Source organism: Streptomyces sp. R-74717 (assembly GCF_047305335.1).
Taxonomy (GTDB): Bacteria; Actinomycetota; Actinomycetes; order Streptomycetales; family Streptomycetaceae; genus Streptomyces; species Streptomyces atratus.
Genome location: NZ_CP102361.1, coordinates 4131820 through 4155159, shown reverse-complemented (window position 1 = coordinate 4155159; position 23340 = coordinate 4131820). Strand labels below are relative to the sequence as shown.

General features: G+C 70.9%; 25 protein-coding genes. 20 read left to right on the top strand and 5 right to left on the bottom strand.

Annotated elements, in window-relative coordinates; genetic code table 11:
- Positions 1-301 precede the first annotated feature (301 nt).
- Entirely contained in the window at positions 302-691 is a 390-nt protein-coding gene (locus NRF20_RS18680; RefSeq protein ID WP_413752939.1) for an ATP-binding protein, read from the bottom strand.
- Between the two features lie 144 nt (positions 692-835).
- Here NRF20_RS18680 and NRF20_RS18675 point away from each other — a divergent pair, with 144 nt between their 5' ends.
- Positions 836-1708, top strand: coding sequence for a helix-turn-helix domain-containing protein (locus tag NRF20_RS18675; protein WP_398631335.1), 873 nt, complete (start codon positions 836-838; stop codon positions 1706-1708).
- Positions 1705-1911 carry a DUF397 domain-containing protein gene (locus NRF20_RS18670; protein WP_398631334.1) on the top strand — a complete coding sequence of 69 codons (207 nt, stop codon included), beginning with the start codon at positions 1705-1707 and terminating at the stop codon, positions 1909-1911. The genes NRF20_RS18675 and NRF20_RS18670 overlap by 4 nt, the downstream gene beginning before the upstream one ends.
- A 56-nt stretch (positions 1912-1967) precedes the next feature.
- On the opposite strand, the gene NRF20_RS18665 is transcribed toward NRF20_RS18670, so the two are convergent.
- On the bottom strand, positions 1968-3269 hold the full coding sequence (locus NRF20_RS18665; RefSeq protein ID WP_413754579.1) for a helix-turn-helix domain-containing protein: 1302 nt from the start codon (positions 3267-3269) through the stop codon (positions 1968-1970).
- A 196-nt stretch (positions 3270-3465) separates the two neighbouring features.
- Between NRF20_RS18665 and NRF20_RS18660 the strand changes: the two genes are divergently transcribed.
- From NRF20_RS18660 to NRF20_RS18650, 3 genes are all read left to right on the top strand, one after another.
- Positions 3466-3906 (top strand): hypothetical protein, encoded by a 441-nt coding sequence (locus tag NRF20_RS18660; protein WP_398631333.1) that lies wholly within the window; start codon positions 3466-3468, stop codon positions 3904-3906.
- Between the two features lie 154 nt (positions 3907-4060).
- Entirely contained in the window at positions 4061-4729 is a 669-nt protein-coding gene (locus tag NRF20_RS18655; protein WP_413752938.1) for a class I SAM-dependent methyltransferase, read from the top strand.
- 430 nt (positions 4730-5159) lie between these two features.
- Positions 5160-5987: an alpha/beta fold hydrolase gene (locus NRF20_RS18650; RefSeq protein WP_413752937.1), complete on the top strand. Its 828-nt coding sequence runs from the start codon at positions 5160-5162 to the stop codon at positions 5985-5987.
- Positions 5988-6310: 323 nt separating this feature from the next.
- Here the strand turns inward: NRF20_RS18650 and NRF20_RS18645 are convergent, their stop codons facing one another.
- Entirely contained in the window at positions 6311-8203 is a 1893-nt protein-coding gene (locus NRF20_RS18645) for an amidohydrolase (RefSeq protein WP_413752936.1), read from the bottom strand.
- Positions 8204-8316: 113 nt separating this feature from the next.
- On the opposite strand from NRF20_RS18645, the gene NRF20_RS18640 reads away from it, so the two are divergent.
- From NRF20_RS18640 to NRF20_RS18600, 9 genes are all read left to right on the top strand, one after another.
- Positions 8317-9339 (top strand): LacI family DNA-binding transcriptional regulator, encoded by a 1023-nt coding sequence (locus tag NRF20_RS18640; protein WP_413752935.1) that lies wholly within the window; start codon positions 8317-8319, stop codon positions 9337-9339.
- A gap of 213 nt (positions 9340-9552) precedes the next feature.
- Positions 9553-11400 (top strand): glutamine--fructose-6-phosphate transaminase (isomerizing), encoded by a 1848-nt coding sequence (glmS, locus tag NRF20_RS18635; RefSeq protein ID WP_413752934.1) that lies wholly within the window; start codon positions 9553-9555, stop codon positions 11398-11400.
- A 20-nt stretch (positions 11401-11420) separates the two neighbouring features.
- On the top strand, positions 11421-11789 hold the full coding sequence (locus NRF20_RS18630; protein ID WP_093897275.1) for a holo-ACP synthase: 369 nt from the start codon (positions 11421-11423) through the stop codon (positions 11787-11789).
- Between the two features lie 4 nt (positions 11790-11793).
- Positions 11794-13254 carry an NAD(P)H-hydrate dehydratase gene (locus NRF20_RS18625; protein ID WP_398631327.1) on the top strand — a complete coding sequence of 487 codons (1461 nt, stop codon included), beginning with the start codon at positions 11794-11796 and terminating at the stop codon, positions 13252-13254.
- A 61-nt stretch (positions 13255-13315) separates the two neighbouring features.
- Positions 13316-13702 carry a DUF488 domain-containing protein gene (locus NRF20_RS18620; RefSeq protein WP_398631326.1) on the top strand — a complete coding sequence of 129 codons (387 nt, stop codon included), beginning with the start codon at positions 13316-13318 and terminating at the stop codon, positions 13700-13702.
- A gap of 97 nt (positions 13703-13799) precedes the next feature.
- On the top strand, positions 13800-14954 hold the full coding sequence (gene alr / locus NRF20_RS18615; RefSeq protein ID WP_413752933.1) for an alanine racemase: 1155 nt from the start codon (positions 13800-13802) through the stop codon (positions 14952-14954).
- Between the two features lie 93 nt (positions 14955-15047).
- Positions 15048-16322: an alpha/beta fold hydrolase gene (locus NRF20_RS18610; protein ID WP_266358696.1), complete on the top strand. Its 1275-nt coding sequence runs from the start codon at positions 15048-15050 to the stop codon at positions 16320-16322.
- Positions 16291-16839, top strand: coding sequence for a tRNA (adenosine(37)-N6)-threonylcarbamoyltransferase complex ATPase subunit type 1 TsaE (tsaE, locus tag NRF20_RS18605; RefSeq protein WP_266358695.1), 549 nt, complete (start codon positions 16291-16293; stop codon positions 16837-16839). The genes NRF20_RS18610 and tsaE overlap by 32 nt, the downstream gene beginning before the upstream one ends.
- A 130-nt stretch (positions 16840-16969) precedes the next feature.
- Positions 16970-17149, top strand: coding sequence for a hypothetical protein (locus NRF20_RS18600; protein ID WP_398631323.1), 180 nt, complete (start codon positions 16970-16972; stop codon positions 17147-17149).
- A gap of 85 nt (positions 17150-17234) precedes the next feature.
- Here NRF20_RS18600 and NRF20_RS18595 read toward each other — a convergent pair whose 3' ends face one another.
- Positions 17235-17798, bottom strand: a complete 564-nt coding sequence (locus tag NRF20_RS18595; protein WP_398631322.1) for a hypothetical protein — start codon at positions 17796-17798, stop codon at positions 17235-17237.
- 145 nt (positions 17799-17943) lie between these two features.
- On the opposite strand from NRF20_RS18595, the gene tsaB reads away from it, so the two are divergent.
- Genes tsaB through NRF20_RS18575 form a run of 4 tightly spaced genes read left to right on the top strand, consistent with a single transcriptional unit; the run spans position 17944 to position 20505 of the window.
- Positions 17944-18606: a tRNA (adenosine(37)-N6)-threonylcarbamoyltransferase complex dimerization subunit type 1 TsaB gene (tsaB, locus tag NRF20_RS18590; RefSeq protein ID WP_383045861.1), complete on the top strand. Its 663-nt coding sequence runs from the start codon at positions 17944-17946 to the stop codon at positions 18604-18606.
- The gene (gene rimI / locus NRF20_RS18585) at positions 18603-19124 is read left to right on the top strand and encodes a ribosomal protein S18-alanine N-acetyltransferase (protein ID WP_398631321.1); all 522 of its coding nucleotides are present in this window, start codon (positions 18603-18605) and stop codon (positions 19122-19124) included. Before tsaB ends, rimI begins: the two co-directional genes overlap by 4 nt.
- On the top strand, positions 19124-20224 hold the full coding sequence (gene tsaD / locus NRF20_RS18580; protein ID WP_093893479.1) for a tRNA (adenosine(37)-N6)-threonylcarbamoyltransferase complex transferase subunit TsaD: 1101 nt from the start codon (positions 19124-19126) through the stop codon (positions 20222-20224). Before rimI ends, tsaD begins: the two co-directional genes overlap by 1 nt.
- Positions 20221-20505, top strand: a complete 285-nt coding sequence (locus tag NRF20_RS18575) for a hypothetical protein (protein WP_398631320.1) — start codon at positions 20221-20223, stop codon at positions 20503-20505. Before tsaD ends, NRF20_RS18575 begins: the two co-directional genes overlap by 4 nt.
- A gap of 95 nt (positions 20506-20600) precedes the next feature.
- Here NRF20_RS18575 and NRF20_RS18570 read toward each other — a convergent pair whose 3' ends face one another.
- Positions 20601-21308 (bottom strand): TetR/AcrR family transcriptional regulator, encoded by a 708-nt coding sequence (locus NRF20_RS18570; RefSeq protein ID WP_413752932.1) that lies wholly within the window; start codon positions 21306-21308, stop codon positions 20601-20603.
- Between the two features lie 114 nt (positions 21309-21422).
- Between NRF20_RS18570 and NRF20_RS18565 the strand changes: the two genes are divergently transcribed.
- Positions 21423-22895, top strand: a complete 1473-nt coding sequence (locus NRF20_RS18565; RefSeq protein ID WP_413752931.1) for an MFS transporter — start codon at positions 21423-21425, stop codon at positions 22893-22895.
- A gap of 41 nt (positions 22896-22936) precedes the next feature.
- Positions 22937-23302, top strand: coding sequence for a YciI family protein (locus tag NRF20_RS18560; protein WP_266358684.1), 366 nt, complete (start codon positions 22937-22939; stop codon positions 23300-23302).
- The last annotated feature ends 38 nt before the right edge of the window (positions 23303-23340 follow it).

Genomic DNA, 23340 nt, shown 5'->3' with positions numbered 1-23340 from the left:
ACGGCTCCGGCGACGCGGTGAGCCGGCACCGCTGCCGCAGCCGGCGATTTCGTCGGCGTGAGCGGTGCCGCGCCGGTGCCGTGTCGGTGTCGACCGGTCGCGGGGCGTCGGCACGGCAGACGGTGCTCCCGCCATGCCCCACCACGGGGTGTGTCGGGAGAACGGCCGTGCGAGCAGCGGGGTTGGGCTTGGGAAGTTTCTTCTCTCCAAAGCCTTAAAAGCCTTTGACGTCGGGGCCCGCCGGGTCGCGGTTCACCGGGACGTGACACACCGGGTCGCGACTGTCACGATCCGGTGAGGGCTACCTCCGCCGGGGGAAGGGCCCCACTTGCACGCCCCACCGAATGGCGATCGCCTCGACGAGCAACAGCCCGCGCCCCGCCTCGGAGTCGTCGTTCCGCTCCGGAAGGCGGGGCAGTACGTCTCCGCGAGCATCGGCAACTTCGATACGGAGCGTGTCCCCGGTGACGGTCAGCATGATGCGGAAGTCCCGCCCCGGCACGTACCCGTGCAGCGCGGCATTGGACGCCAGCTCGGCGATGACGTGCCCGGCGTCGTCCAGCGGCAGCCCCCAGGACCGGAGTTGCTCGGTCGCGAGGAGTCGGGTGAGTCGGGCACCCCGACGGGTGGCGGAGAGCTGCACGGCGAATTGGCCGCTGCGGGCACGCGGTTGGGTGATTTCTCGGTTCACGTCACTCAGCGTGGCCGGAGATGCCTACTCTGAACAGCAATGACGTGCGTACGGACAGTGACTGTCCAGTGGTTGTACGGGTCTGTCCATCCAGTACGGCGTCGAGCGCGAAACGGTGCGGGCACGGGTGGAGGCGGGTGTCGTATGGCGGACGAGGACATCAGGGGCAACGGAGACAACACGGCGGACGGCCCTGACTGGGAGTTCGACGTCGAGGACGACTCGGGCGCGGTGATCGCGGCGGTCGGCCGACAGATCCGGCTCTGGCGCGAGGCGGCCGGCCTGCGTGCGGCGGAACTGGGCACTGCGATCGGCTACGGGGAGAACCAGGTCTACAAGGTGGAGGCCGGGAAACGCATCCCCAAGCCGGAGTTCCTGGAGAAGGCGGACGAAGTCCTGGGAGCGGGCGGCAAACTCGCCGCGATGAAGAAGGACGTGGCAGAGGCGCGGTACCCGAAGAAGGTTCGAGATCACGCAAAGTTGGAGGCGAATTCGATCGAGTTGGGCGCGTACGCCAGCGTCGTCGTGCACGGTCTTCTCCAGACCGAGGAGTACGCCCACGCCCTGTACAAGGAACGACGCCCCCCATACACCGAGCACCAAATCGACCATTTGGTAGCCGCGCGCATGGCGCGGCAGTCGATCTTCGAGCGGCAGCCGGCCCCTCTGCTGACGTTCGTCCAGGAAGAAGCGACACTGCGGCGGCCGACCGGGGGCAGAATGGTGTTGCGACGCCAGCTCGAACACCTGCTGGAACTGGGCACGTTGCGGCACGTCGAGATCCAGGTCATGCCGACGGATGCGGAGGAGCATGCCGGGCTGGGCGGTTCGCATCAGGTGCTTAAGCTGATGGACGGCTCGGCTGTGGGGCACAACGAGGTACAGCTCACCAGCCGCCTGATCACCGATCCCAAGGAGGTCCAGATCCTTGAGATGCGTTACGGCATGATCCGGGCCCAGGCGCTCACGCCTCGGTTCTCACGGATCTTCATCACGAAACTGCTGGGAGAGACATGAGTGCCAAGCGCTCGGCCGGAAACACCTCCGGGCTGACCTGGTTCAAGAGCAGCTACAGCACGAACGACGGCCCTGAGTGCGTCGAGGTGGCGGAGACCGCGAGCACGATCCACGTACGCGACTCCAAGAACCTCCCCGGCCCGCACCTCGGCTTCGCGCCGCGCGCCTGGGCGGAGTTCGTCACGTACGCCTCCGGCAACTGACCACCGCGCCCACCGGCGCCCGCCTCGTTCCCCTTCCTCCTGGGGGAGCGGGGCGGTCATGCTGTCGGCAACGCCCCTGGTCCGACGACCGCCGCGAGTTCCCGCACTCCGGAGACTCTGGGGTGCCGAGAGATGAGCTCGCCAACGATTCGCGAGATTGCCGGGCGATCGCGGACTTCACCGTGACTGATACGGGCTGCAAGCAACAACTGCTGGGTGGCTTGTTCCGGCTTGCCCCACTGCCAGAACGCCCGCCCCAGGTCAGTGGGCAGCCGGGCTTGTCTCTCGGGTGTCTTGAACTGCCCGGCTCGCAGTCCGCGGCCGGCCTCCAGCGCCGCCCCGGCATCACCCAGCGCCCAGTGCACGCCCACGGCGTAGAGGCGAACAGCAGCCGGTGCAACGGGGAACAAGCGGCCTACAGGTGCTTCGTTCGGAAGGTCGCGAGCGGCGCGGCCTGCCTCGCTGATCATCGCCAGGGCGTCACCACGGTTTCCGGCCCGTGCCGCTGTGTACGACGTCGTGCACAGCATCTGCGCGTACGCGGATGCCTGCGCATCGGTCTTCAGGCCGGTGCTCTCGACACGAGTCACAGCATCGAGGATGTGCCGTTGCGCGGCGGTCGGCTGGTCCTGGTGGCGGAGCACGATGCTGAGCTCGCGAGCCGCCGCGGCTGCCACAAGGGGGGAACCGGACCAGTCGGCGTACAGCGTGGCTCGCTCCGCCGAAACTCTCGATTGCTCGTACCGCCCGATCTTCGTCAGCAACTGACTCGTCAGGCTGTACGTGGCCGACAGCCGGGCGAGCGCGATCTCCGAACGGTCTTCCGCGGCCTGGTGGCTGTCGGCCAGAAGCCCTGGAAGGGCCTCCAGGAGCTTTGCGTGCCGACCCCCGTCGAAGTAGCTGCGCGCCCTGGCGAGGCGCCCGTTCAGCGGAGCAGGAGACCCTGTCGGGTCGGGCGTACTCGCGAGCGCGGTCTCCAGACCCATGAGCAGCGTGGCGGGAGCCGCGAGGCCGGCGGCGGTGAGTAGCGTGCGGCGACGCATCGAGTCCTCCTCGGCACACGGTGGCCAATCCGTGGCAACCCTAGTGCTTGCGGAAGCGGACAACCCCAGAGCCGCCGCTAGGACATTTGTCGGCACTCCGACCTCGCGTGCCGCGCCCATGATCAAGGCGATAACTGCGGGACGGCCCTTCTTCTCCATCCTGGACACAGTCGAAGCCGAGCAGCCGATGCGCGCGCCGAGGTCTGCCTGTCGCCAGCCCCGCCTTTCCCGCCCCACACGGATGAGGCCGCCCGGGTCCTGTTGGGCGACGAACGATCGGACTGTGTCTGAGCTCCAGAGGTGATCAACGCGCATCCGGCCTCCCACCCGCCGGTAGCCGAAAGGGCTGCTGTCCACGGTATGGGCTGATGAGTCGCCCGTATATGGCGTGTGCAGAACCTGCAAGCGCCCTGCATGCGGGGGCAATTGATCAAAGAAACGCTGTGGCCGACAGTTCTCTGGAGGGGCGAGCCCCGCTGAGCGCGGCGGGGCGCCGACCACGGAGGACAGCATGGCTGCAGCAGTGGAAACCAAGGCGCGAGACCCGCGCGACTACGTGAAGCCCGATGTCTGGGACCGAGAGATCGCACTCCTCATGCGAGACCACCCCTTCGACGAGGTCATGGCCGAGCGGCTCTTCGGCGCTGCCATCTCCTACTTGGTCAGCGCGATCGAGCACTGGGGCCAGGGCTTGGAAATGTGCTGCGGCCGACTGGTGGACACGGCCGTGCACGTCTTCATCGTCGACACGCGGAACTACCGTGAGTGGTGCGCCGACCACTTCGACGGCAGGTTCTTGGAGCACATCCCCGAGGTCGAGTTCAAGTACGACGGATCGGTGGAGAGGACCGCGCAGATCATCGCCGCCAATGGCTTCGAGGTGGACTGGAAGCTCTGGGAGCGGGACTACGCCAAGTGCGGCCCCTGCCGCCCCGGTGAGAACTGCCACTGACATCGACGAGGCGGGGCTCGGCTGCGCGGATAAGCAGCCGGGCCTGGCCCGTGTACATAAGAGCGCGGCCGGGTGAAAACGCGTCAAGGGCACGTAGCGGCCGTCGCGCCTGGGTACGGTGTCCAGCCTGTCGGGCACCCCCAGGAGGCCAGCCATGCCGCGCGAGTCCACGAACCTCCCCGAGTACTGGGACACCTACAAGCCTCATCGCGGGGAAGGGGAGCAACCGGCCCCCGAAGCTGACGTGTTCGCATGGACCCAGTACGACGGCCACGGGCCGGGAGAGGAGTTCCTGGGCGCACCGCGCACCGCCCTGGAGCTGGGTGCCGCCGAAGGCAGGGAAGCCGTCCACCTCGCCCGTAAAGGTGTTGATGTGGTCGCCCTGGACTTCTCCGCCGCTCAGGTCGCGCGGGCCCGCCGATGGTGGGGGGAGGAACCGAACCTGACCTTCGTCCAGGCGGAGGCCGTCGACCACCTCACCCACACCGAGGCGACGTATGACGCGGTGTTCTCCATTTGGGGTGCGATCTGGTTCACCGATCCCGAGCCCCTGATCCCGCTGATCGCCGAGCGACTCAACCCCGGCGGCGTGCTCGCCTTCTCCCAGGCCGAACCGATCGAGGGCTTTTACGGCCCCCAGCCCATGTACGGAAACGGCCTTTCCGGTCGCAAGCTGACCTTGCTGCGCTGGTCCTACAGCCCGCAGTGGTGGGCGGATCTGCTGAAGCGTCACGGTTTCGCCGAGGTCGACGCCCAAGTTCTGGCGGCACCGAACCCCGAAGACGTGGGCACGCTCATAGTGCGTGCCCACGTTCCTCAGTAAAAAGGCGGGCAGCATCCCTGAAGTAGGAATGGTTCAAAGTTTGCGCCATTCCTACTTTACGGCTCACTGTCAGACCCCGACTGTGGGTTCGGCTGCCGAGCCGGCCCCCGCGCAAGGCCGAGAACGCCAACCGTTCCCGGCGCCGGCGGCTCATTTCCTGGCCCGCCACCCGGACCCGCCCGCTGTGGTCGATTTCGCGCAGGAGACCGCGGGGCGGATCGACGATGCCCGTCGACTGGTGGCGGTCCACGCCGCGCTGAGCCGGCTGGGCCGACAGGAGCGCGAGGCCCGGCCCTGCCCGAGGCGGCGTGGTGCCGCGCCCGGAACGGCAGGCGCGGCCGGCGGGTCCCCACGATTCCGATTTGCGGCTCGAGCGCCCGGCCGCACTCTGGACTGGGGGCCCGGCAGTACATCCGAGAGGACAACACGCATGCCCACGGTGACCACACGTGACGGTGTCGACATCTTCTACAAGGACTGGGGCCGCGGCCGCCCCGTCGTCTTCATCCATGGCTGGCCCCTGAGCGGGGACGCCTGGCAGGACCAGCTCAAAGCGGTGGCGGACAACGGGTTCCGCGGCATCGCCCACGACCGTCGCGGTCACGGCGGCTCCACCCCGGTCTGGGACGGCTACGACTTCGACACCTTCGCGGACGACCTCAACGACCTGGTCACCCAACTGGACCTGCGGGACGTCACGCTGGTCGCGCACTCGATGGGCGGCGGCGAACTCGCCCGCTACATCGGCCGCCACGGCACGGACCGGATCAGGTCCGCGGTGCTGCTCTCGGCGATCTGTCCGCTGATGCTCCAGGGTCCCGACAATCCCGAGGGCGTACCGCAGTCGGTCTTCGACGGCATCAAGAACGGCATCCTCGCCGAGCGTTCGCAGTTCTGGAAGGACACCGCGGTCGCCTTCTTCGGCGCCAACCGCGACGGCAACAAGGTCACACAGGGCAACCAGGACGCCTTCTGGTACATGGCCATGGCCGAGACCATCGAGGGCGGCGTCGCCTGCGTCGACGCCTTCGCCGCCACGGACTTCCACGAGGACCTGAAGAAGTTCGACATCCCCACGCTCGTCGTGCACGGTGACGACGACCAGATCGTCCCCATCGACGCCACGGGCCGCAAGACCGCCCAACTCATCCAGGACGCGACCCTCAAGGTCTACGAAGACGGCCCCCACGGCATCGCCGTTGTCCCGGGCTACAAGGAGAGGTTCAACAAGGACCTCCTGGAGTTCCTCAAGCGCTGAACCACAGGGTGTGGTCAGGGTGACCGCCACCGGCTCGGACGGGCCCGAGGCCGCGACAGCGGAGGCGATCTCCTGGTAGGTCGCGGTCCTCGCCGACCGAGTCCGCAACGCGCGCACTGCCCGCATCTGGCTCCCGCTCGGCCACGCCTCGTGGGAGGCGCACCACGCGAAGGAGTTCGGCATCAGCCGCGCCCAGGCGTACCGGCTCCTCGACGTCGCCCGCGCCCTGGGCGGAAGGTGGGGCCGCCTTCGATGCCTTCCGCATGCGGGCCCAGGTGTGGGCCCCCGCAGAGCTGGACGCGGCCATACGGGGGCCGGACACGCTACGGTCGGTCGTCGTCGTGGCCGCAGGCCCGGTGTCGTCCGCCGTGCACCGCCGCGTACGCCGCCGGGCGGGGCGCGGCGGCGGCCCGGTCGAGTCGCGCGACCGCGGCCCGGCCCGCCGAGGAGTGCGAGTCGTGGACGACCCGGCCGCCCACCAGGGTCAGCTCGACACGGGTGTCACTGATGTCCGCCACCGGGCATTCCGTCACATCACGGTCGAGAACGATCAGATCCGCCGCCAGTCCGGGCCGGACTGTTCCCGTCAGCCGGTCCATGCGCAGCTGCCATGCCGTGCCGTGCGTGTGCATCCGCAGCGCCGAAGTACGGCTCAACCCCTCCAACTCCCGGTAGAGCGGCCCCTCGCCCTCCGCGCCCGTGCGGTCGATCGCCGTGCGGATCTGGTTCCACACCTGGAGCGGGTCCACCGGCCAGTCCGAACCGCCCGAGAGCCGGGCCCCGTGCCGCTCCAGGGAACGGGCAGGGTACATCCACCGGTGCCGCTCGGGTCCGATGTATGGCAGGAGCGCCTCCATCGTCCACGTGTCCTGTTCCGCCCACTGGAGCTGCATGCAGGCCACCACGTCCAGTGCGGCGAACCGCCCCAGATCCGCCGGGTCCACCAGCTGGAGGTGAGCGATGGTGTTCCGGGCACCGCGCAGCCCGGTCGCGCGCCGGGCGTACGCATACCCGTCGAGCGCCGTGCGCACCGCGCGGTCACCGAGCCCATGGGCATGCATCTGCCAGCCGGCCCGGTTGAAGACCGCGGTCAGCCGCCCGTAATCCTGTCCAGAGACATACAGCTCACCGCGGTTGTCCGTCGGGTGCCCCGAGTCGTCCAGATACGGCGCCAGGAGCGCCGCCGTGTGCGCCGGGTACTCGATCACCCCGTCGAGGAACACCTTGATCGTCCCGAACCGCAGCCCAGGTACGTTACGGAAAGAGCGCTGCAGCCCGCGCGCATACGCAAGCGCCGCCTTCGGGTCCTTCGCCAGGTCTGCGTCGATCCTGATCGCGGGGACGATCCGCTGCGGCAGCGTCCCCGCGTTCGCCAGAGCCTGATACGTCGCCAACTCGCTCTGCCCGACCATCGCGTCCATCATCGTGGTTACCCCGGAGGCCGCCGCCTGGGCGAGGACCCGGGAGCAGGCGGCGACCAGCTCGACCTCGCTCGGCTCCGGGATGTGGCGTGTCACCAGGGGCTGGGCGTCGTCCTTGAGCACCCCGCTGGGCTGCCCGTCCGGCCCCTTCACGATCTTTCCACCCACCGGATCGGGGGTCGCCGCGGTGATGCCGGCGATCTCCAGGGCGCGGGCGTTGACCCAGATGTTGTGGCCGTCGCCCCCGAGGAGGGCGACCGGGCGGCGGGTGGGAAGAGTGTCGAGCAGGGAGTGGTGGGGGAGGGTGCCATGCGGCAGCAACCCGATCGGGTTCCAGTCCGAGACCACCAGCCAGCCGTCGGGCTCCTGGCCGGGCGTGTCCTGGAGGAAACCGGTGAGGATCGCGAGGAGTTCCTCGGCGGTCGTCTCGGCGCCCTCCAGGGAGGGGCGCAGTGAGCGGTCGCCCGCGCCGAGCGGGTGCACATGGCCGTCGTGGATGCCGCTCATCACGGTCGCCCCGCGCGCGTCGACGATTTCGGTGTCCCGTCCGGCGAGGCGGTGCAGTTCGCGGCCCCGGCCAGTGGCGAGAATCCGGCCATCGTGCCCGACGGCCACGGCCTCGACGGGGCGGGCGCCGGGGAGCCCGGTGAACACCCGTGCGTTGTGGATGACCAGGGCCGCGGCACGGTGGTGCGCGGCGCCCCGCTGCGCGGCGGCCGCGGGGCCTGCCGCCGCACCCACCAGTCCGGCCGCGCCCGCGGCGAGCACGCTCCGCCGAGCGAAAGAAGAAGTCATGACCACTCCAAGGGTTGGGCTGCGTTGCTGTGGCCGGACCCTCATTGATTAACGCCGTAACCAGAACCCACCCTGGACGACGGAATCCGCACCGCAATCCATACGATGGCGCCATGTCAGGGCCCACCCTCGCCGATGTCGCCCGCGCGGCGGAGGTCTCCACCGCCACCGTCTCGCACGCTCTCAACGAAACCGGCCGGCTCGCCCACGCCACGCGCCGCCGGGTCCGTGAGGTGGCCACCGCGCTCGGCTACGGCGCCAGGCGGACCCCGCGGACCGGGGGGACCCTGGGCGTGGCCGTCACGACCTACGCCGGATCGGCTTGGAACTTCATCGAAGTCCCGTACTTCGCCCGGTTCTTGACCGCCGCCACCACCACCGCGCACGCCCATGGCTACGCCCTGACCATCCTCCCCGCCGCCCGCGGGGCCGAGACGCCGTGGCACACCCTCACCGTGGACGGCATGCTGCTCCTCGACAGCCCCACGGACGACCCTGTGCTGCGTGCGCTGCGCGCCCGGGGCATCCCGCTCGTCTTCGACGGCCGCCCCGTCGACCCGAGGCCCGGGGACGTCTGGGTCGACAACGACCACATCGCCACCACCCGCGAGGTCCTCGGCCACCTGGCGGCCTCGGGCGCCCGGCGGATCGCCCTGCACGCCGGGTATGGCGACGAGCACTACACCCGGGCCGTGACCCGCGCGTACGAGCAGTGGTGCCACGAGCACGGCCGGACGCCACTGCTCCTCACCTTCGACCCGTACGACGCCCCGGGCCACGGCTTCGACGCGGTCTTCGCCGCCCGCGCCTGCGACGCGGTCTACACGGTCTACGACCCCGGCGGCCGCCAGGTCCTGGCCGCAGCGGCCCGCCATGGCCTGCGGATCCCCGACGACCTCCTCCTCGTCTGCGCCAGCGAAGACCAGGCATACGCCGAGAACGATCCGCCGGTGAGCACCGTGACCCTGCACCCCGCGACGATCGCCGAGACCGCGGTGACGGCCCTGGTCTCCCGCCTGACTCCCACCGCCCCGCCACCACCCCCTGGCGCCCTGATGGTCCCGGCGGTCCTCCACCCCCGCCGCTCCTCACGCCTCCGGGCCCGGCCCGGCTGTACTCGGCCGGGAGACCGGTGAGACACCCACGTCGGTTGTCGGCCATGGAAGGACCTACGGGCGTAGTGCCTTCTCCGCGCCGAGATCAGCAACAGCTTCCCGGCCTCCGTCACAGGACCCGACTCCCCAGCAGGCAGGCAGCCTCGATCGCCGGAGGGGCTCGATTTTCTGCCGCCCCGTTCACCTTCTGCGACGATGCGGAGAAGAGGGGCGGGCGACCAGGAAGGGAACGGTATGTGCGGAATCGTCGGATACGTCGGTGGACAGTCGGCGCAGGACGTCGTTGTCGCGGGTCTCAAGCGCCTCGAATACCGGGGCTACGACTCGGCGGGAATCGCCGTCCTCGCGGACGGCGGGCTGGCCGCCGCGAAGAAGGCCGGGAAGCTCGTCAATCTGGAGAAGACGCTGGCCGAGGCGCCGCTCCCGGCCGGGACCACCGGGATCGGGCACACCCGCTGGGCCACTCACGGCGCCCCCACCGACGCCAATGCCCACCCGCACCTCGACAATGCGGGCCGCGTCGCCGTCGTGCACAACGGGATCATCGAGAACTTCGCCGTCCTGCGCGCCGAACTTGCCGAGCGCGGCCACGATCTGGCCTCCGAGACCGACACCGAGGTCGTCGCCCATCTCCTCGCCGAGGCGTTCTCGTCCTGTGCCGACCTGGCGGAGGCGATGCGGCAGGTCTGCCGGCAGCTGGAGGGCGCCTTCACCCTCGTCGCCGTGCACGCGGACGCGCCCGACGCGGTGGTCGGGGCCCGGCGCAACTCGCCGCTCGTGGTGGGGGTGGGGGAGGGCGAGTCGTTCCTGGCCTCCGACGTGGCCGCGTTCATCGCGCACACCCGATCCGCGATCGAGCTGGGGCAGGACCAGGTGGTGGAGCTGCGCCGGGAAGGTGTCACCGTCACCGGCTTCGACGGGCGGCCCGCCGAGGTCCGTGAGTACCACGTGGACTGGGACGTCTCCGCCGCCGAGAAGGGCGGCCACGCCTCCTTCATGCTCAAGGAGATCGAGGACCAGCCCAAGGCCGTCGCCGACACGCTCCTCGGGCGGATCGACGGCGCGGGCCGGCTCCACCTCGACGAGGTACGGATCACGCCCCGCGAGCTCCGGGAGGTCGACAAGGTCGTCATCGTCGCCTGCGGTACCGCGTTCCACGCAGGGATGATCGCCAAGTACGCCATCGAGCACTGGACCAGGATTCCCTGCGAGACCGAGCTGGCCAGCGAGTTCCGCTACCGCGACCCGATCCTCGACCACCGCACCCTCGTCGTCGCGATCTCCCAGTCCGGCGAGACGATGGACACTCTGATGGCCCTGCGGCACGCCCGCGAACAGGGCGCGAAGGTCCTCGCCATCTGCAACACGAACGGCTCCACCATCCCGCGGGAGTCCGACGCCGTGCTCTACACGCACGCCGGGCCCGAAGTCGCCGTCGCCTCCACCAAGGCGTTTCTCACCCAGCTCGTCGCCTGCTACCTCGTCGCCCTGTATCTGGGACAGATCTGCGGTACGAAGTGGGGAGACGAGATCCGGACCGTCATCCGCCAGCTCTCCGAGATCTCCGGGGCGGTCGAACGGGTCCTTGCGACCATGGAACCCGTACGCGTACTCGCCCGCTCCCTGGCCGACCACGACACCGTGCTCTTCCTGGGCCGCCATGTCGGCTATCCCGTAGCCCTGGAAGGCGCGTTGAAGCTCAAGGAACTCGCGTACATGCACGCCGAGGGCTTCGCCGCCGGTGAGCTCAAGCACGGGCCGATCGCGCTCATCGAGGACGATCTGCCGGTCGTCGTGGTCGTGCCCTCACCTCGCGGCCGGTCGGTGCTGCACGACAAGATCGTGTCGAACATCCAGGAGATCCGGGCCCGCGGCGCCCGCACCATCGTCATCGCCGAGGAGGGCGACGAGGCGGTCGTCCCGTACGCCGACCATCTCATCCGGATTCCCGTTACGCCTACGCTGCTTCAGCCGCTGGTGTCGACCGTGCCGCTGCAGGTATTCGCCTGCGAACTGGCGACGGCCCGCGGCAACGATGTGGACCAGCCGCGCAATCTGGCGAAGTCCGTGACCGTGGAGTAGCGAGCAGTGAAGGAACACGCGTGATCATCGGGGTCGGGATCGATGTGGCCGAGATCGAACGGTTCGACGCGGCGCTGGAGCGTACGCCGCAGATGGCCGACCGGCTCTTCCTGAAGAGCGAGTTGCTGCTGCCCAGCGGCGAGCGGCGCGGTATCGCCTCGCTCGCCGCGCGGTTCGCAGCGAAGGAGGCCCTCGCGAAGGCGCTCGGCGCGCCGAGCGGCCTGCTCTGGACGGATGCCGAGGTGTACGTCGAGGACAGCGGGCAGCCCCGGCTGCGGGTGATCGGCACGGTTGCCGCGCGCGCGGCCGAGCTGGGCGTACGGCACTGGCATGTGTCGCTCAGCCACGACGCGGGGGTGGCGTCGGCCGTGGTGATCGCGGAGGGTTGAGCACATGCGTACTGCGTACAGCGTCCAGACCGTACGGGCCGCCGAACGGGCCCTGATGGCCAAGCTGCCCCAGGGCGCCCTGATGCAGCGGGCCGCGGCGGGGCTCGCGGCGGCCTGCGCCGATGTGCTGCGGCGGCGCGGCCGGGTGTACGGGTCCCGGGTCGTCCTGCTCGTCGGCAGCGGCGACAACGGGGGCGACGCGCTGTACGCGGGCGCCCGGCTGGCCCGCCGCGGCGCGGGCGTGCGCGCCGTGCTCACCTCCCCGGGGCGCGCCCATGAGAGCGGGCTCGCGGCGCTCCGCGCGGCGGGCGGGCGCGTGGCGGAGGGGGACGCGGCCACGAGCGCCTGGGGCGGACACATCGATCTCGTCGTGGACGGAATCACCGGCATCGGCGGGCGCGGGGGGCTGCGTGCGGAGGCCGCCGAGCTGGTGCGGGCCTTCGAGGCGACCGGTGCGGCCTTCGTCGCCGTCGATCTGCCCAGCGGGGTCGAGGCCGACACCGGTGAGGTGCTCGGTCATGCGGTGCGCGCCGACGCGACCGTCACCTTCGGAACGTACAAGCCGGGGCTGATCATCGACCCGGCCGCCGACCTGGCGGGCGCGCTGCACCTCGTCGACATCGGGCTCGGGCCCGAGCTGCCCGACGTACCCGACCTGGAAGCCCTGCAGTACGCGGACGTCGCCGCACTTCTGCCGGTTCCCAGCAGCGAGAGCGACAAGTACCGGCGTGGTGTCGTCGGCATCGTTGCCGGGTCGGCGCGGTACCCGGGGGCGGCGGTGCTGGCCGTCTCCGGGGCGCTGCGGGGCGGTGCCGGGGCCGTGCGGTACGTCGGTCCCGGCGCCGGCGCGGTGATCGCCCGCCATCCGGAGACGCTGGTCCATGCGGGGCCGCCGTCGAAGGCGGGTCGGGTGCAGGCATGGGTCGTCGGGCCCGGGCTCGGTGACGGTACGGAGGCCGTCGAGGCGGTCCGTGGCGTGCTGGCCGCGGACGTTCCGGTGCTCGTCGACGCGGACGGGCTGCGGCTGCTCGACGCCACCGCCGTACGCTCGCGCACCGCGCCGACCGTCCTCACCCCGCACGCCGGTGAGGCCGCAGCCCTGCTCGGCGTCCCGCGCGAGGAGGTCGAAGGGGGGCGGCTCGCCGCCGTACGGGAACTGGCCGCCCGCTACCGGGCCACGGTCCTGCTCAAGGGGTCGACGACCCTGGTCGCCACCGACACCGGAGACACTCCCGTACGGGTCAACTCGACCGGCACCGCCTGGCTGGCCACGGCCGGCAGCGGCGACGTCCTCTCCGGCCTGACCGGCTCCCTGCTGGCCGCGGGCCTCGCCCCGCGCGACGCCGCGTCCGTCGGTGCGTATCTGCACGGTCTGGCCGCCCGCCACGCCTCGAACGGTGCTCCCGTCGCCGCGCAGGACGTCGCCGAGGCGATGGCGGCGGCGTGGCGCGACGTACGGGCCTGAGTGATCCTGGGCGCAGGCAGACGCCGACACGGGCTGACAGGGGTCGACAGGAGGGCCGATCGTGGGCAGCAGCAGCGATGTGCGTGTACGCCGGGTGTACGACCCGCAGGAGGACGGCGACGGCACCCGCGTCCTCGTCGACCGGCTCTGGCCGCGCGGTGTGGCCAAGGACCGGGCCCGGATCGACAAGTGGCTCAAGGACGTCACCCCGTCGAACGAGCTGCGCGCCTGGTACCACGAGGACCGCACGGGCACCCGCTACGACGACTTCGTCGACCGTTACCGGGCCGAGCTGGCCGACCCCGCCCACACGGCGGCCGTCGGGGAGCTGATGGAACTGGTCCGCGCGGGCGGCCCGGTGACGCTGGTCACGGCGGTCAAGGACGTACCGCACAGCCATGTCCCGGTCCTCGTCGACCATCTGGAACACGAGCTGCGCCGCCACTGAGGTGTACACACCCAGCACGGCGGGCGACCCCGGCTGCGGGCCCTTCCCGACCCGCCGCCCGAGGGCCCTGTCGTACGCCTCTGAGAGACTGGGCGCGATGAACGAGACAGCGTCCTTGAGAGCCCGTGCCGAGATCGACCTCGCCGCATTGCGCGCCAACGTGCGTGTACTGCGCGCGCGGGCGGCCGGCGCGCAACTCATGGCCGTCGTCAAATCCGATGCGTACGGGCACGGGGCGGTGCCCTGCGCCCGGGCCGCACTGGAGGCCGGGGCGACCTGGCTGGGCACCGCGACGCCGCAGGAGGCGCTCGCCCTGCGGGCTGCCGGGCTCGGTGGCCGGGTGATGTGCTGGCTGTGGACGCCGGGCGGCCCCTGGCGCCAGGCGATCGAGGCCGACATCGACGTGTCGGTGAGCGGGATGTGGGCCCTGCGCGAGGTCGTGGCCGCGGCCACGGAGGCCGGCATTCCGGCCCGTGTCCAGCTCAAGGCCGACACCGGCCTCGGGCGCAACGGCTGCCAGCCCGCCGACTGGCCGGAGCTGGTCGCCGCCGCCCGCGCCGCAGAGGACGCCGGCACTGTCAGGATCACCGGCCTCTGGTCCCACTTCGCCTGCGCCGACGAGCCCGGCCACCCCTCCATCGCCGCCCAGCTGAACGTGTTCCGGGACATGGTCGCGTACGCGGAGAAGGAGGGCGTCGACCCCGAGGTGCGCCACATCGCCAACTCCCCGGCGACGCTGACGATCCCCGAGGCGCACTTCGATCTCGTCCGGACCGGGATCGCGATGTACGGCATCTCGCCCAGCCCCGAGCTGGGCACCGCGGCCGACTTCGGGCTGCGCCCCGTCATGACGCTCGTCGCGTCGGTCGCCCTGGTCAAGCAGGTGCCGGCCGGTCACGGGGTCAGTTACGGACACCACTACACGACCTCCGCCGAGACCGTCCTGGGCCTGGTACCGGTCGGCTACGCGGACGGCATCCCGCGCCATGCCTCGGGCCGTGCACCCGTCCTGGTCGGCGGTGTGCGGCGGCGGATCGCGGGCCGGGTGGCCATGGACCAGTTCGTCGTCGACCTCGACGGGGACGAGATCGAGGTGGGCACCGAGGCGGTGCTCTTCGGCCCGGGGGACCGGGGCGAGCCGAGCGCCGAGGACTGGGCGCAGGCCTGCGACACGATCGCGTACGAGATCGTCACCCGGATCAGCAGCCGTGTTCCGCGCGTCCATCTGAATGGAACCCCGGCCGAGTCCTGACCGATCAAGCGCCCCTGACCAGGCACGATCTGAGCACGACCGGAACAGACCAGCCCTGACCTGACGGATACGACCGACGAGGAGCGCGGCACGGTGAGCGAGATCGGTGCGGGGGACGCGGTGACGTCGGCCGCTACGGCGGTCGGCTGGCGCCGGGCAGGGATCGCCGGAGCCGCCATAGGTGTGATCGCGGCAGGTGCGGCCGCCGGCGTCGCGGTCGAGCGGCTGACCGTGGGCCGTGGCATGCGCAGAAGGGCGAGGCTGGCGCTGGACGCCTCGGGGCCGTACGGCTCGCTGCGCGGGCTGCCCGGCCGGGCCGCGGCAGACGACGGCACCGAGCTGTACTACGAGGTCGACGAGGTCGAACCGGACGGCGGTACGGGGGCCGCCGGGGGCGGCGAGAGCGGTACCAGCGCCTCCGGTACCGCCACGGGGGCCGGTACGCGCCGCCGCCGGCTCTTCGGCCGCAAGGCACCCGCGCCCGTCACCGTCGTCTTCAGCCACGGCTACTGCCTGAGCCAGGACTCCTGGCACTTCCAGCGGGCGGCGCTGCGCGGCCTGGTCCGCACCGTCCACTGGGACCAGCGCAGCCACGGCCGCTCCGAGCGGGGCCGGGCACAGGCGGACGGGGTGACGGTCGGTATCGACCAGCTCGGCCGTGATCTGAAGGCGGTCATCGACGCGGCCGCCCCGGAAGGCCGGCTGGTGCTGGTCGGGCACTCGATGGGCGGCATGACGATGATGGCGCTCGCCGAGCAGTACCCCCAGCTCATCCGGGACCGGGTCGCCGCCGTCGCCTTCGTCGGCACATCGAGCGGAAAGCTCGGCGAGGTCACTTTCGGGCTGCCGATCGCGGGCGTGAACGCCGTGCGGCGGGTGCTGCCCGGGGTGCTCAAGGCGCTCGGCTCCCAGGCCGAGCTGGTGGAACGGGGCCGGCGGGCGACCGCCGATCTCTTCGCCGGGCTGATCAAGCGGTACTCGTTCGGTTCGCGGGACGTGGACCCGGCGGTCGAGCGGTTCGCCGAGCGGCTCATCGAATCCACCCCGATCGATGTGGTCGCCGAGTTCTACCCGGCCTTCACCGAACACGACAAGAGCCACGTCCTGCCCGCCTTCCGTGACCTCCCGGTGCTGATCCTGGCGGGCGACAAGGACCTGGTGACGCCCAGCTCGCACAGCGAGGCCATCGCGGACCATCTCCCGGACGCGGAGTTGGTCATCGTCCCGGACGCGGGTCATCTGGTGATGCTGGAACACCCGGAAACGGTGACGGACCGGCTGGCGGACCTGCTGGTACGCGTCGGCGCGGTGCCGGCAGCGGCTAACGTTGGCGGGCATGGAAGCACCGCACAACAGCCTGGCGGCTGAGGTGGACGAGAGCGCCGCGCCGGGCACCGTCACCGTGAGCCTCGCCGTCGAGTCCCCCGAACAGATGCAGGCCCTCGGCCGTCGGATCGCGGGCGTACTGCGCCCCGGCGACCTCGTGATGCTCACCGGTGAGCTCGGCGCCGGAAAGACGACGCTGACCCGGGGGCTCGGCGAGGGCCTCGGGGTGCGCGGCGCCGTCACCTCTCCCACCTTCGTGATCGCCCGCGTCCACCCGTCGCTGACCGGCGGTCCCGCGCTGGTCCACGTCGACGCGTACCGCCTCGGCGGCGGGCTGGACGAGATGGAGGACCTGGACCTCGATGTGTCGCTGCCGGAGTCGGTGGTGGTCGTGGAATGGGGCGACGGCAAGGTCGAGGAACTGTCGGAGGACCGGCTGCAGGTGCTGATCCACCGCACGGTCGGCGACACGGACGATGAACGGCGCTCGGTGACGCTGGTGGGGATCGGGGCCCGCTGGGCGGGCCTGCGGGGTGCGCGAGGGACGCTGGAGGGCTGAGCGCGAGTGCGCTTTCCGACAGTGTGTCGGCAAATTGTTGCGCCGGGCGGGGCGGGCGTGGTCACATGGATGGCGAGAGCGGGTTAGGTCTGCCTAACCATGCCTTCCATCGGAGCCTCAGGAGGCATCCATGACGACGTCCGCCGAACGTGAAGTGCCGCCGCCGCCATCGATGAGAGATCTGCTGGCGGCTTGCGCCGCCGCCACGGCGGTCTCGACGCCGCCGCCGTCCACGGACCGGGCTCCGGCCGCTGTCTCGCCCTCCGGCGCCGACCACGCCGAGTCCGCCCTGGAGCGCCGGGCAGGCTGAACGGACGGGCGGCGCCGCGGCGTGGGGAACGCGAGCCGTGTGGGCGGAATCCAGGCCCGTCCGGCGGTTGTGGACACCCCCGGGGTTACGGGACGACGACCACGTTCGTGCGCACCGCCGCGAACCCCCACATCGCATCCCCGTCGGCCCGGGACATTCGCACGCCGCCCGTCTTCAGCGACGGGTCCGGGCTCTCCATCGAGCCGTCCAGTGCCGCGCTGAATCCCACGGCCACGCCGTCCGCCATCGCGAACCGCACCACGTGCTCGATCATCACGCCGTCCGAGCCCTTGGTGGCGGGCCCCGAGCGCGTAGCCACCTGGTACGTCCCGGGCTTCGGACTCAGCGCGCTCGGCATGACCTCGAAGGTCCTGGTCACATCCCCGGTCGCGTCGACGAGCCATACCTGACGGTCCTCCAGGGCGTACACCACACGCTTTCCGGAACCGGAGACGGCAGGGAGCGCGGCCGGAGGCTTCTTGGCCTTCGGCTTGTCATGGGCGGCGGCAGGGGCGCTGCTGGAAACCTTCGGCTTGGGGGCGGCGACGGAGTCGGGGGCGTTCGCCGATGCCTGGTAGGCCAGGAAACCGACCGCGGCGAGAGCCGCCGCAGTGAGCCCGGCCACGATTCCCGAGCTGCCCCTAGACACCGTGCGCGCCCCTTTCACTTCTGTATGTAGTACAAGCGTTTACGTCGTACCCGCGTGTACACGGTGACGGTAGCAGCCGGGACCGGTCGTACCAGGACGCCGTACGGGACGCCGTGCCCGGTCGGAGGAGCCGTAGGCTGTTTGCGTGCTCTTGCTCGCCGTGGATACCGCCACCCCCGCCGTCACCGTCGCCCTTCACGACGGGACCTCCGTCGTCGCCGAGTCCGGCCAGGTCGACGCCCGAAGGCACGGGGAGCTGCTGCTGCCCGCCGTCGACCGGGTCCTCGCCGAGGCCGGGGTGAAACTCGACGCAGTGACGGACGTGGTCGTGGGCGTCGGCCCCGGACCGTACACCGGGCTGCGGGTCGGCCTGGTCACGGCCGCGACCTTCGGCTCCGCGCTCTCCGTACCCGTGCACGGGCTGTGCACCCTGGACGGTCTCGCGTACGCCGCCGGACAGGACGGCCTGGAAGGCCCGTTCGCCGTGGCGACGGACGCCCGCCGCAAGGAGGTCTACTGGGCGAGGTACGAGGACTTCCGCACGCGCGCCACGGAGCCCGCCGTCGACCGGCCCGCCGACATCGCCGAGCAGCTCGCCGGACTTCCCGTCGTCGGGGCGGGCGCGGTGCTCTACCCCGAGGCGTTCCCGGACGCCCGGGGCCCGGAGCACGTCTGCGCAGGTGCGCTGGCAGCCCTCGCCGCCGAGCGTCTCGCCGCGGGCGCGGAACTGCTGCCGCCGCAGCCGCTCTACCTCCGCAGGCCCGACGCCCAGGTCCCGAAGAACTACAAGGTGGTCACCCCGAAGTGACGACCATGACTTCCGTACTGCGCGAGATGCGCTGGTGGGACATCGATCCGGTGCTGGAGCTCGAACATGAGCTGTTTCCGGACGACGCCTGGTCGGCCGGCATGTTCTGGTCCGAGCTGGCGCACTCCCGCGGCCCGCAGGCCACCCGCCGCTACGTCGTCGCCGAGGACCCCGCCACCGGCCGGATCGTCGGCTACGCCGGGCTCGCCGCGGCCGGTGACCTCGCCGACGTACAGACGATCGGTGTCACCCGCGACCACTGGGGCGGCGGCCTCGGCTCCGAACTGCTCACCGATCTGCTGAAGCACGCCACGGCCTTCGAGTGTGCCGAGGTGCTTCTCGAGGTCCGCGTCGACAACACCAGGGCGCAGAAGCTGTACGAACGCTTCGGCTTCGAGCCGATCGGCTTCCGACGCGGCTACTACCAGCCGGGCAACATCGACGCACTCGTCATGCGCCTCCACGTGCACGAACACGATCACGTACAAGAGCTCGTACAGGAAACAGAGACTGACTGATGGCTGACGAACCGCTCGTACTCGGCATCGAGACCTCCTGCGACGAGACCGGCGTCGGCATCGTCCGCGGTACGACGCTGCTCGCCGACGCCGTCGCGTCCAGCGTCGACACACACGCCCGCTACGGCGGCGTCGTCCCCGAGATCGCCTCCCGCGCGCACCTGGAGGCGATGGTCCCCACCATCGAGCGCGCCCTGAAGGAGGCCGGGATCAGCGCCCGCGACCTCGACGGCATCTCCGTCACCGCGGGTCCCGGGCTCGCGGGCGCGCTGCTCGTCGGCGTCTCGGCGGCGAAGGCGTACGCGTACGCGCTGAACAAGCCGCTCTACGGGGTCAACCACCTCGCCTCGCACATCTGCGTCGACCAGCTGGAGCACGGCCCGCTGCCCGAGCCGACGATGGCGCTGCTGGTCAGCGGCGGCCACTCCTCGCTGCTGCTCGCGCCGGACATCACCAATGACGTACGGCCGCTGGGTGCGACCATCGACGACGCGGCGGGCGAGGCCTTCGACAAGATCGCCCGGGTGCTGAACCTCGGCTTCCCCGGCGGTCCGGTCATCGACCGGCTGGCGAAGGAGGGCGACCCGAAGGCGATCGCGTTCCCGCGCGGTCTGAGCGGCTCGCGCGACCCCGCGTACGACTTCTCCTTCTCCGGCCTGAAGACCTCGGTGGCCCGCTGGATCGAGGCCAAGCGCGCGGCGGGCGAAGAGGTGCCGGTACGGGATGTGGCCGCGTCCTTCCAGGAGGCCGTGGTGGATGTGCTCACCCGGAAGGCCGTCCGGGCCTGCAAGGACGAGGGCGTCGACCACCTGATGGTCGGCGGCGGTGTCGCGGCCAACTCGCGGCTGCGGGCGCTGGCCGAGGAACGGTGCGAGCGTGCCGGCATCCGCCTGCGGGTGCCGCGGCCGGGGCTCTGCACGGACAACGGGGCGATGGTCGCGGCGCTGGGTGCGGAGATGGTGGCCCGGGGCAGGCCGGCGTCGGACCTGGAGTTGTCCGCGGACTCGTCGCTGCCGGTGACCGACACCCACGTCCCCGGTGCCCACGCGCACGACCACGACCATGTGCACGAGATCAGCAAGGACAACCTCTACTCATGAGCGGTACGACCGTTGCGCTGATGTGGGAGGCCCGCGCCGCCGACGGCAGGGGCCTCGAACTCCTGGAGTGGGCGCGCGCCCGGTCGGCCGAGCTGGCCCGCGAGCCGCTGCGCCGCGAGCTGCTGCGCGCCCCGCAGGACCGGGTCCTGGTCATCACCTGGTGGGAGGGGGCGTACGGCGACGAGCTGCCCGAGCTTCCCGAACCGGCCGCCGAGCTGATCACTCGTCCGGTGCACCGCTGGCGTTTCGAGTCCCTGGGGGCCGTCGGGTCCCTCGGCTGAGGCGAGCCGCAGAGTCCCGGGGAATCTCCAGCCCCGGGAAGTCCCTAGCCCCGGGAAGTCTCTAGCCCCGGGAAGTCCCTAGCCCCCGGAAGTCCCTAGCCCCGGGAAGTTTCTCGGCTGATCAGCCCCTCGATGATCGCGTCGAGTTCCTCCGCCACCTCGTATTCGGCGGCGTACTCGCGCCACCGGTCCTTGACCTCCGTCAGCCGGGGCAGCGCGGCCGCGTCCTCCTCGGTGATCATCTCGGGGAAGTACCGCCTGCTCGGCGGGTTCTCCGCGCGGCGCTCGGCCGCCCTGCGGAAGACCAGGTCGCCGTAGACGTAACTCCAGATCGTCCGGTACGCGCGTACCGCCCGGGCGGGGGAGAGGCCGCAGGCGAGCGCGGAGCCGATGATCTCCTCGACCATCCACAGCGCGTTCTTGTCGGTGAGCTCGCCCAGCGCCAGGATGTCCAGCACCCAGGGGATTTGCTCCAGGATGCCGTGCATGTGCACCGCCACCGCGAGCAGCCGCTCGCGCGGGTCCTCGGGCAGTTCGGGGCGCGGGAAGGCGGCCGCGGTGCCCGACAGGGTGAGCATCAGCAGCTCGTCCTTGTCCTGCACATAGTGGTACAGCGCCATCGGCGTGGAGCCGAGCTCCTTGGCCACCCGCCGCATGCTCAGGGCGTCCAGGCCCTCTTCCTCGATGATGCGGCGCGCGGTGGCGACCATCGCGTCCGGGTCGAGCCTGCGCGGCCGCCCGACGGACCGTTTCGCCGCCGTCTGCTTCTTCGCTGTTCCTGACGCCTCTTCTGTCCCTGACACCCGGGCATTGTCTCCCGTCCCCATGCCCCCGCCTCTTCACCGGTCCTCTCGCGGCTAATTTCTATACGCGTATAGTAATGGCTCGACCGAGTGACCGCGAGGGAAGGGGAAGTCATGAACGACCAGTCACGGCACGTGCGTTGGCTGCTGATGGTGGCTCTCGTCGTGCAGTTCATGGTGGCGTTGGACATGTCCGTGGTGAACGTCGCGCTGCCGGACATGCGCCGCGATCTCGGCTTCACCCCGGAGGGGCTCCTCTGGGTGGTGAACACCTATGCGCTGGCGTTCGGCGGGCTGTTGATGCTCGGCGGGCGTCTCGCCGACCTGATCGGCAGCAGCCGGGTCCTGACGGCGGGCCTGGTGCTGTTCGGCGTGGCGAGCCTGGCCGGGGGACTCGCGTGGTCGCCCGGTGGGCTGATCGCCGCACGGGCGGTTCAGGGGATCGGCGCGGCCGCGCTCGCCCCGGTCGCCTTCGCCCTGATCGCCATCGCCTTCCCGGCCGGGCCCGCCCGCTCCCGCGCCCTGGGGCTGTGGGGCATGGCGGGTGCGGCGGGCGGCGCGGTGGGCGTGCTCGCCGGCGGGGTGCTCACCGATGCGGCGAGCTGGCGTGCGGTGATGCTGGTGAATGTGCCGATCGTGGTGTTCGCGCTGGTGGGAGCCGTACGCTCCGGGCTGGAGAGCCGTCCTGTCCGGACCGGCGCCCGGCTCGATGTGGCCGGAGCGCTGCTGGCCACCGCCGGTACGTCACTGCTGGTCCTCGGGCTCGTACGCACATCGACCCACCCATGGGGGTCGGCCCAGACGCTGAGCACGCTCGGCGCCGCCGTGCTCCTGCTGGTCGCCTTCGCCGCCGTCGAGCTGCGGGCCGCGACTCCGCTGCTGCGTCTCGGTCTGCTGAAGGGAAGGCCGGTCCTGACCGCGAATCTCTTCTGCCTGCTGCTGAGCTCGGGGCAGTTCGCCGCGTTCTACTTCGCCTCGCTCTACATGCAGCAGGTGCTCGGTTACGGGCCGACCGCCGCCGGTGTCGCGTTTGTTCCGTTCTCGGTGGGCGTCGTCGCGGGCTCGCTCGTCGCCACCCGTACGGTCGCGGCGCTCGGCACCCGGCGGCTGCTGGCGGCGGGCGGTGCTCTTGCCGCGCTCGGCCTCGCCGGGTTCGCGGCGACGGCGCAGGCGGACGGCAGCTTCCTGTACTCGATCCTCGGCCCGTCCCTGGTCTGCAGCGCCGGCATCGGGATGTGCTTCGTACCGCTCGGCACCGCGGCCACGACCGACGTCGCATCCGATGAGACGGGGATGGCCTCCGGGCTGCTGAACAGCGCCCGCCAGGTCGGCGGCTCGCTGGGGCTCGCGGTCCTGGTCACCGTGGCCGCACAGGTCACCGGCGAAGGGGGCCGGCCGGCCGATCTGGCGGCGGGGTACGCGGTGGCGTTCTGGGTCTGCGCGGGACTGCTCGCGGCGGCGGCGCTGGTGGCCCTGGTGCTGCTCCCGGCACCGGAACGGACGGCTGCGGTGGCCGTTCCGGAAGATTCTCAGAAGAATTCCGGTGGAGCTGTCGATCCGGCCGTCTCCCGTTCGACGCAAGGGTGAGAGGCGGGGAAGGACCCCGCCCTTCCGACCGAGGAGTCACCATGCCCCGCTTCATGTCGCTGATCCGCATCGATGAGCAGAACCTCCCCTCCGAGAACCCGGGCCCCGAGTTCGAGAAGCGCATGGGCGCCCTGTTCGAGGAGATCACCAAGGCCGGGGTCATGCTGGAGACGGCCGGGCTCACCCCGACCGCGCAGGGCACGAGGGTCACCTGGTCCGGTGGCAAGCTCAGCTGCACCGACGGTCCCTTCACCGAGACCAAGGAGGTCGTCGGCGGCTACGCCATCCTCCAGGCCAAGGACAAGGCCGAGGCCCTGGAATGGACCAAGCGGTTCCTGCAGATTCACCCGGCGAACTGGACCGTCACCTCCGAGGTCCGCCAGATCGACGAGGCCACGGGCCTCTGACCGGTCGCGCTTGCCGCTTCCCGGCACGGCTGCTCTGA

What these genes read in the sequence shown, in the direction of transcription:
- NRF20_RS18675 (WP_398631335.1), top strand. Translation starts at nt 836, where the DNA reads ATGGCGGACGAGGACATCAGGGGCAACGGAGACAACACGGCGGACGGC.
- NRF20_RS18670 (WP_398631334.1), top strand. Translation starts at nt 1,705, where the DNA reads ATGAGTGCCAAGCGCTCGGCCGGAAACACCTCCGGGCTGACCTGGTTC.
- NRF20_RS18665 (WP_413754579.1), bottom strand. Translation starts at nt 3,269, where the DNA reads ATGCGCGTTGATCACCTCTGGAGCTCAGACACAGTCCGATCGTTCGTC.
- NRF20_RS18660 (WP_398631333.1), top strand. Translation starts at nt 3,466, where the DNA reads ATGGCTGCAGCAGTGGAAACCAAGGCGCGAGACCCGCGCGACTACGTG.
- NRF20_RS18655 (WP_413752938.1), top strand. Translation starts at nt 4,061, where the DNA reads ATGCCGCGCGAGTCCACGAACCTCCCCGAGTACTGGGACACCTACAAG.
- NRF20_RS18650 (WP_413752937.1), top strand. Translation starts at nt 5,160, where the DNA reads ATGCCCACGGTGACCACACGTGACGGTGTCGACATCTTCTACAAGGAC.
- NRF20_RS18645 (WP_413752936.1), bottom strand. Translation starts at nt 8,203, where the DNA reads ATGACTTCTTCTTTCGCTCGGCGGAGCGTGCTCGCCGCGGGCGCGGCC.
- NRF20_RS18640 (WP_413752935.1), top strand. Translation starts at nt 8,317, where the DNA reads ATGTCAGGGCCCACCCTCGCCGATGTCGCCCGCGCGGCGGAGGTCTCC.
- glmS (WP_413752934.1), top strand. Translation starts at nt 9,553, where the DNA reads ATGTGCGGAATCGTCGGATACGTCGGTGGACAGTCGGCGCAGGACGTC.
- NRF20_RS18625 (WP_398631327.1), top strand. Translation starts at nt 11,794, where the DNA reads ATGCGTACTGCGTACAGCGTCCAGACCGTACGGGCCGCCGAACGGGCC.
- alr (WP_413752933.1), top strand. Translation starts at nt 13,800, where the DNA reads ATGAACGAGACAGCGTCCTTGAGAGCCCGTGCCGAGATCGACCTCGCC.
- tsaE (WP_266358695.1), top strand. Translation starts at nt 16,291, where the DNA reads ATGGAAGCACCGCACAACAGCCTGGCGGCTGAGGTGGACGAGAGCGCC.
- NRF20_RS18600 (WP_398631323.1), top strand. Translation starts at nt 16,970, where the DNA reads ATGACGACGTCCGCCGAACGTGAAGTGCCGCCGCCGCCATCGATGAGA.
- tsaD (WP_093893479.1), top strand. Translation starts at nt 19,124, where the DNA reads ATGGCTGACGAACCGCTCGTACTCGGCATCGAGACCTCCTGCGACGAG.
- NRF20_RS18575 (WP_398631320.1), top strand. Translation starts at nt 20,221, where the DNA reads ATGAGCGGTACGACCGTTGCGCTGATGTGGGAGGCCCGCGCCGCCGAC.
- NRF20_RS18565 (WP_413752931.1), top strand. Translation starts at nt 21,423, where the DNA reads ATGAACGACCAGTCACGGCACGTGCGTTGGCTGCTGATGGTGGCTCTC.
- NRF20_RS18560 (WP_266358684.1), top strand. Translation starts at nt 22,937, where the DNA reads ATGCCCCGCTTCATGTCGCTGATCCGCATCGATGAGCAGAACCTCCCC.